Raw genomic sequence first — 7,064 nt, 5'->3', positions numbered from 1 at the left:
AAAGGGTGGCCATAGAAGGTGATAGCCCGGTATGCGAAAGCCATGCGTAATGAATCGAGTAGGGCGGGACACGTGAAATCCTGTCTGAATATGGGGGGACCATCCTCCAAGGCTAAATACTCGTTGTCGACCGATAGTGAACCAGTACCGTGAGGGAAAGGCGAAAAGAACCCTGGTGAAGGGAGTGAAATAGAACCTGAAACCGTGTGCATACAAGCAGTCAGAGCCGGAGAAGACCGGTGATGGCGTACCTTTTGTATAATGGGTCAGCGAGTTACATTTAGTGGCGAGGTTAACCGGATAGGGGAGCCGTAGCGAAAGCGAGTCTTAATAGGGCGAATAGTCGCTGGATGTAGACCCGAAACCGGGCGATCTATCCATGGGCAGGTTGAAGGTTGAGTAACATCAACTGGAGGACCGAACCCACGCATGTTGAAAAATGCGGGGATGACCTGTGGATAGGAGTGAAAGGCTAAACAAGCTCGGAGATAGCTGGTTCTCCCCGAAAACTATTGAGGTAGTGCCTTGTAGATTGACTCACGGGGGTAGAGCACTGTTTCGGCTAGGGGGTCATACCGACTTACCAACCCGATGCAAACTCCGAATACCGTGAAGTATTACTACAGGAGACACACGGCGGGTGCTAACGTCCGTCGTGAAAAGGGAAACAACCCAGACCGCCAGCTAAGGTCCCTAAATGACAGTTAAGTGGGAAACGAAGTGGGAAGGCTTAGACAGCTAGGAGGTTGGCTTAGAAGCAGCCATCCTTTAAAGAAAGCGTAATAGCTCACTAGTCGAGTCGTCCTGCGCGGAAGATTTACCGGGGCTAAACTGTCTACCGAAGCTGCGGATTTGCATGCAAATGCAAGTGGTAGGGGAGCGTTGTGTAAGCTGATGAAGGTGTGTTGAGAAGCATGCTGGAGGTATCACAAGTGCGAATGCTGACATGAGTAACGATAATGCGGGTGAAAAACCCGCACACCGAAAACCCAAGGTTTCCTGCGCAACGCTAATCGGCGCAGGGTGAGTCGGCCCCTAAGGTGAGGCGGAAACGCGTAGCTGATGGGAAACAGGTTAATATTCCTGTACTGATCATAATTGCGATGGGGGGACGGAGAAAGCTAGGCCAGCACACTGTTGGATGTGTGTTTAAGCGCGTAGGTTGAAGACTTAGGCAAATCCGGGTCTTTAAAACTGAAACGTGATGACGAATTTCTACGGAAATGAAGTGGTTGATGCTCTGCTTCCAGGAAAAGCCTCTAAGCTTCAGATTATGATTAACCGTACCCCAAACCGACACAGGTGGGTAGGAAGAGAATTCCAAGGTGCTTGAGAGAACTCGGGTAAAGGAACTCGGCAAAATGATACCGTAACTTCGGGAGAAGGTATGCCTCTGATGGTGAATAGCTGTTGGAGGCCGCAGAGAATAGGCCGCTGCGACTGTTTAACAAAAACACAGCACTCTGCAAACACGTAAGTGGACGTATAGGGTGTGACGCCTGCCCGGTGCCGGAAGGTTAATTGATGGGGTGCAAGCTCTTGATCGAAGCCCCGGTAAACGGCGGCCGTAACTATAACGGTCCTAAGGTAGCGAAATTCCTTGTCGGGTAAGTTCCGACCTGCACGAATGGCGTAACGATGGCGGCGCTGTCTCTACCCGAGACTCAGTGAAGTTGAAATCGCTGTGAAGATGCAGTGTACCCGCGGCAAGACGGAAAGACCCCGTGAACCTTCACTATAGCTTGACACTGAACATTGAAACAAGTTGCATAGGATAGGTGGGAGGCTAAGAAGCAGAGACTCTGGTTTCTGTGGAGCCATCCTTGAAATACCACCCTGCTTGTTTTGATGTTCTAACGTAGACCCGTGATCCGGGTTGCAGACAGTGTCTGGTGGGTAGTTTGACTGGGGCGGTCTCCTCCCAAAGAGTAACGGAGGAGTGCGAAGGTGGGCTCGGTGCGGTCGGAAATCGCACCAAGAGTGCAAAGGCAGAAGCCCGCTTAACTGCGAGACAGACAAGTCGAGCAGATACGAAAGTAGGTCTTAGTGATCCGGTGGTTCTGAATGGAAGGGCCATCGCTCAACGGATAAAAGGTACTCCGGGGATAACAGGCTGATTCCTCCCAAGAGTCCATATCGACGGAGGAGTTTGGCACCTCGATGTCGGCTCATCACATCCTGGGGCTGTAGCAGGTCCCAAGGGTATGGCTGTTCGCCATTTAAAGTGGTACGCGAGCTGGGTTCAGAACGTCGTGAGACAGTTCGGTCCCTATCTGCCGTGGGCGTTGGAGATTTGAGGGAAGCTGTTCTTAGTACGAGAGGACCGGAATGGACGAACCTCTGGTGTACCGGTTGTCACGCCAGTGGCACAGCCGGGTAGCTATGTTCGGAAGGGATAACCGCTGAAAGCATCTAAGCGGGAAGCCCCTCCCAAGATAAGATCTCCCTGAGACTATAAGTCTCCTAAAGATCCGTTGTAGACTACGACGTTGATAGGCTCCATGTGGAAGTATAGTAATATATGCAGCTAAGGAGTACTAATTGATCGTGAGGCTTGATCATACAACGCTCAAGTTATTTTTAGCGCTCAAAAGTTTTAGACGATGATTCTCTTTTAAATAGATAGAGAACATTTATTAATTGAATGTAACCGGTTTTCCTGACGGTCATAGAGCTGTGGTACCACCTGAATCCATGCCGAACTCAGAAGTGAAACGCAGTATCGCCGATGGTAGTGTGGGGTTTCCCCATGTGAGAGTAGGACACTGTCAGGGTTTATTATCAAGCCTCCGCATCTAATGCGGAGGCTTTCTTCATTTGTGAATAACGGTTCTGTGATTGTTGTAAAGCAGGTATTGTCGGAGCGTGAGGTCAAGAACGAGATGACTGCGCGCTATAGTTAAATAGCAAAAAAACAGTAACCATCAAAATCATTACCTATCCAGCCCATATCCATAAAAAAATCCTTGCAGAGCTCGAAGATAGCACCTATCGCGAAGTGGCAGCCAGACACCGTATCAATCCCAACACCCTCGCCACCTGGAAGAAACAGCTACAACCCGCCGAGCGTATGGTCATCCGTACCTAAATTAAGGTGTAATGGACAAAATAGGTGTTTTTAGGACGGATTCTTTACGAAATAACCTTTTAAAACCGTAATTTACTCTCTTTTTTAAGCCTCGATGACACCGCAAACGCTGCTTCATGTTGCTGAATTTTCTTTCCAGCAAATTGGTCGGATTCGGGATGCCCAGCTCGGGGAAACACTCGCAGGTAAACGACCATGGCAGATGCCGTTTCAGGCTGTTATACGCAGCGCGCAGGCGCTTATGTGTAGTGTGAGTGGCCTGTTTTCTCGTTCACGCTGCGTTCGTTCAGGAAGGCGGCGTACTGCTCGTACCAGCGCTTGAGCGCCGCTTCAAACGCCGCCTGAGTGCTCTCCGTCAGGGTCAATGACAGGGCCCGCAGCGCCTGTGCTGCCGGACTTTTGGGCTTTCTGGTCAGGTGGCGCACGATGATTTTGATTTGGTGAAACTGGCACATCTGTATGGGTACATCCGGGAAAACGCCCAGCAAACCGCTTTTGCCGTCACAGATAATGCTTTGTATCACAACACCTTTCTCTCGCAATGCAGCGACCTCCTGCGTGTAGATCGCGTTGGTTTCCCGCTTGATTGCCATCACAGTCAAGGCTCGCTTGCTGCGAGCGTCGTAGAGAACCATGATACCCCACTGGCGGCCGAAATAGGTGGTATCCATGGGGTGTCTGTGGCAGCGTGCAATCGGCCTGTGTAGCGGCTTTGGCGAGGTGGCGGCGGATGCTTTTGATGCTGCATCCGTACTGCGCGGCAAGCTGTGCGGCGGTCTGCTTGCCGTCGCTGTAAAGCTGCCAGAGGGTGTCAGACTCAAGTCTGCCGCTGCCGCTGAAACGCTTGTTGCAAGCGGTACATTTGTAGCGTTGTTTGCCATCACGGGTACCGTTCTTCTTGACCTGTTTTGAGCCGCAAAAAAGCATTTTTTTGTGTTCAAAGGTTTTGACCTCGCGTAAAGCCTTGCAGCGTAAGGGCTATAGCTAATTAGCTTATTTTTTCATACAACATTAATGCCAGACTTGCAGCATTTACGCAGCATTCAGGTAAGATTTGTATGAAGAATTAAGAGCATTAGCTATATAGCGATTTTTAGCATGAAATTTGTCCATTACGCCGATTTTTTTGTCGTGTACGAAGGAGAATGGCACAAAAGACATCGTACAAGCCCACTTTGCGCGGTGCTGTGCGTTTACAGGCACTTCCCAAAAGAGGGCGAGCAACTGTGTTCCAAGTCAAGCTCGGAATAGTTTGGCCTAAGCCGCTGATTGGCACTCTTTTACACTCAAATAACGTCGTGGATCCCAGTCCAACTTCTCTTGTAGTAGCGTATTTATGCACATCAGCAGTTTGCGCATGCAGGCTACCAAAGCCACTTTCTTCGCCTTGCCGCGTGAAAGCAGCTGCTGATAAAACTCCCAGAACGCAGGTTCGTATCGCACCGCCGTCGGTATCGCCATATACAGCGCCAGTTGCACCTCAGTGCGTCCACCCCAGCAAAAACGTTGCCCTTTCAACTTACCGCTGTCGCACGCGTGTGGGGCAAGCCCCGCCAGTGACGCAATCCGCTTGCCGTTCGTCTTACCAAGCTCCTGCATCATGCTTATCAGCACCGCTAGCGTACTCTTGCCTATGTCCCTGATGATACAGATTTTGTCAAAAATCTCACGGAAGTGGTTGCTAGCTTTCTCTATGATCAGTTCCAGTTTAGTGATGCGTTTGTTGAGCGAGGTAATGTTGCGCTGAATCTCACCTTGTATCCGCTTGTGTGCGCCGCTCAGGCGGCTCTGCTCGGCCACTTGCATCCCAATCAGCTCATTGCGTCGCTTGATCAGGACTTCCAGCTCAACCCGCTTGGGATCAGGGAGCATGAAGTAGTTGACAGGTCTGGCGCTGTTCTCAATCAGATTACGGGCATAGCGCGCTAGCATTTTGGCGTCGCTGTTGTTCGTCTTGGCGTTCTCCTGCGAGCGGATGAAGTGTGCTGCCTTGCGCGGGTTGGCCATGTTGACCCGCCAGCCGGCTTTATGCAGGACGAGGGCGACCTCCTGCTCCAGACCGCCGGTGGCCTCAAGTAGGGCGACATGTACCGGAAATTGCCTGATATGGTAGATCATTGCTTGTGATCGTTGTTGAAAGTCATGGTGTCGTCCTGATTGATCAGGGCAACGACCAGATGTTCTTTAGCGACATCGATGCCGCAGTAGGTGTTTTCACTCATGTAAACCTCTTTTTAGCAGGGAATCGTCATTGTGCATGAGGTTTTAGCCAAGCACTGTTCGATTTGGAGTGATGGGCCCGACCATGCTTTGGGTTCTCCCGCGATTTTGGTCAGAGAGGTAACAAGCTACGGCCGGGGATTGTTGTGCAAGCCGCTTCATGCGCCCTGCGGGGAAAGCATACAAGGGGTGGAGGCGCTTGTTCGCAGGAGGGAAAACGCCGCCGAGTGGCATAGTGACTGGGTTCGTCAAGCGGCGTCGTTACTGGGCCCGCCAAGCGGATTAAATGCTGGGGTTCCGCTCGGTGTGCTTGCAAGAAAACGCCCCAACGGGTGGGGCGGTGTGCTTCAGATGCGTTGCGCGAGTGCCTCTGCTTTGCCGGTGTAGTCGGCAGGCGTCAGGGCAAGCAGGCGGGTTTTGGCCTCAGCCGGCAGGTCGAGGCTCGCGATGAAGGCGTGGATTTCTTCGCGGCTGATGTGTTCTTTGCCGCGTGTCAGCGCTTTGAGTTTTTCGTAGGGCTGTTCGATGCCGTAGCGGCGCATCACGGTCTGGATGGGTTCGGCGAGCAGTGCCCAGGTGGCGTCCAGGTCGGCAGCAAGCGCTGCCGGGTTGGCTTCGAGTTTGTCAAGGCCGCGCAGGTGTGCCGTCCAGCCGAGCAGGGTGTAGCCGCAGGCCACACCCATGTTGCGCAGCACGGTGCTGTCAGTGAGGTCACGTTGCCAGCGCGAGACGGGCAGTTTTTCCGCGAGATGGTTCAGGATGGCGTTTGCCATGCCGAGGTTGCCTTCGGAGTTTTCGAAGTCGATGGGGTTCACTTTGTGCGGCATGGTGGAGGAACCGACTTCGCCCGCTTTGATTTTCTGGCGGTAGTATCCCAGCGAGATGTAGCCCCAGATGTCGCGGTTGGCATCAATAAGGATGGTGTTGATGCGCGCGAGGGTGTGGAAGTATTCGGCCATGTAGTCGTGCGGCTCGATCTGGATGGTGTAGGGGTTGTAGCTGAGGCCGAGCGCGGTTTCGACAAAGTTGCGGCAGTGGCTTTCCCAGTCTTTGTCGGGATAGGCGACAAGGTGCGCGTTGTAGTTGCCAACGGCGCCGTTGATTTTGCCGAGCAGCGCCTGGGCGCGCAGTTGGGCGGTTTGTCTTGCGAGACGCTGGTGGATGTTGGCGATTTCTTTGCCGAGGGTGGTCGGGGTGGCCGGTTGGCCGTGGGTGCGGCTCATCATGGGCACGGCGGCGTGAGTGTGCGCCATGTCGCGCAGTTTGGCGGTGATGCGGTCAAGGGCGGGCAGGAGGACGTTGTCGCGCGCGTCGCGCAGCATCAGGGCGTGAGCGAGGTTGTTGATGTCTTCGCTGGTGCAGGCGAAGTGGATGTATTCGCTGGCAGCAGCGATTTCGGCGTTATCCGCGAAGTGTTGTTTGAGCCAGTATTCGACGGCTTTGACGTCGTGGTTGGTGGTTGTCTCTATTTGCTTGATGGCAGCGGCGTCTTCATGGCTGAAGGCCGTGATGGTGTGCTCGATGACAGCAAGGGTTTTGGCGCTAAATGGCGGGACTTCGCCGATGTCCGGCGCGGCGGCAAGGCTTTTCAGCCATTCGAGTTCGACGGTGACGCGCGCTTTCATCAGGCCGTATTCGGAGTGGATGGGGCGCAGAGCGGCGACGGCATTGGCGTAGCGACCGTCAAGCGGGGAGAGGGCGTAGAGGGGGTCAAGCATGGGGAATCCTTGGTTTTTGGGTTGGTTTTGGGTGAAAA

General features: G+C 53.1%; 5 protein-coding genes and 2 rRNA genes (1 of these 7 running past the window's edge). 4 read left to right on the top strand and 3 right to left on the bottom strand.

Going from position 1 to position 7,064, the window contains the following annotated elements; translation table 11 throughout:
• From LG374_RS04145 to LG374_RS12495, 3 genes are all read left to right on the top strand, one after another.
• Window positions 1-2,562, top strand: a 23S ribosomal RNA gene (locus tag LG374_RS04145); it begins 297 nt to the left of the window's first position.
• Between the two features lie 96 nt (window positions 2,563-2,658).
• Window positions 2,659-2,774: ribosomal RNA gene (rrf, locus tag LG374_RS04140) — 5S ribosomal RNA — on the top strand.
• Between the two features lie 149 nt (window positions 2,775-2,923).
• Complete coding sequence (locus tag LG374_RS12495) at window positions 2,924-3,088, top strand: transposase (RefSeq protein WP_370639329.1); 165 nt, start codon at window positions 2,924-2,926, stop codon at window positions 3,086-3,088.
• A 239-nt stretch (window positions 3,089-3,327) separates the two neighbouring features.
• Here the strand turns inward: LG374_RS12495 and LG374_RS04130 are convergent, their stop codons facing one another.
• Complete coding sequence (locus LG374_RS04130) at window positions 3,328-3,759, bottom strand: transposase (protein ID WP_225756522.1); 432 nt, start codon at window positions 3,757-3,759, stop codon at window positions 3,328-3,330.
• Here LG374_RS04130 and LG374_RS04125 point away from each other — a divergent pair.
• Window positions 3,758-4,000 (top strand): hypothetical protein, encoded by a 243-nt coding sequence (locus LG374_RS04125; protein WP_225756521.1) that lies wholly within the window; start codon window positions 3,758-3,760, stop codon window positions 3,998-4,000. The two genes, LG374_RS04130 and LG374_RS04125, sit on opposite strands and share 2 nt — an antisense overlap.
• A 345-nt stretch (window positions 4,001-4,345) precedes the next feature.
• Here the strand turns inward: LG374_RS04125 and LG374_RS04120 are convergent, their stop codons facing one another.
• Both LG374_RS04120 and purB read right to left on the bottom strand, forming a co-directional pair.
• Complete coding sequence (locus LG374_RS04120; RefSeq protein ID WP_225756520.1) at window positions 4,346-5,206, bottom strand: transposase; 861 nt, start codon at window positions 5,204-5,206, stop codon at window positions 4,346-4,348.
• A gap of 449 nt (window positions 5,207-5,655) precedes the next feature.
• The gene (gene purB / locus LG374_RS04115; protein WP_225756519.1) at window positions 5,656-7,026 is read right to left on the bottom strand and encodes an adenylosuccinate lyase; all 1,371 of its coding nucleotides are present in this window, start codon (window positions 7,024-7,026) and stop codon (window positions 5,656-5,658) included.
• Window positions 7,027-7,064 lie beyond the last annotated feature (38 nt).

The organism is Cardiobacterium sp. Marseille-Q4385, from assembly GCF_916618745.1.
Lineage (GTDB): Bacteria > Pseudomonadota > Gammaproteobacteria > Cardiobacteriales > Cardiobacteriaceae > Cardiobacterium.
Note: the sequence above shows the minus strand (reverse complement) of the source record. Positions and strands in the feature narration are given on the sequence as shown.

Excerpts from the sequence above, each read along its gene's own strand:
- LG374_RS04130 (WP_225756522.1), bottom strand. The coding sequence starts at position 3,759 with ATGGATACCACCTATTTCGGCCGCCAGTGGGGTATCATGGTTCTCTAC.
- LG374_RS04125 (WP_225756521.1), top strand. The coding sequence starts at position 3,758 with ATGGGGTGTCTGTGGCAGCGTGCAATCGGCCTGTGTAGCGGCTTTGGC.
- purB (WP_225756519.1), bottom strand. The coding sequence starts at position 7,026 with ATGCTTGACCCCCTCTACGCCCTCTCCCCGCTTGACGGTCGCTACGCC.
- LG374_RS04120 (WP_225756520.1), bottom strand. The coding sequence starts at position 5,206 with ATGATCTACCATATCAGGCAATTTCCGGTACATGTCGCCCTACTTGAG.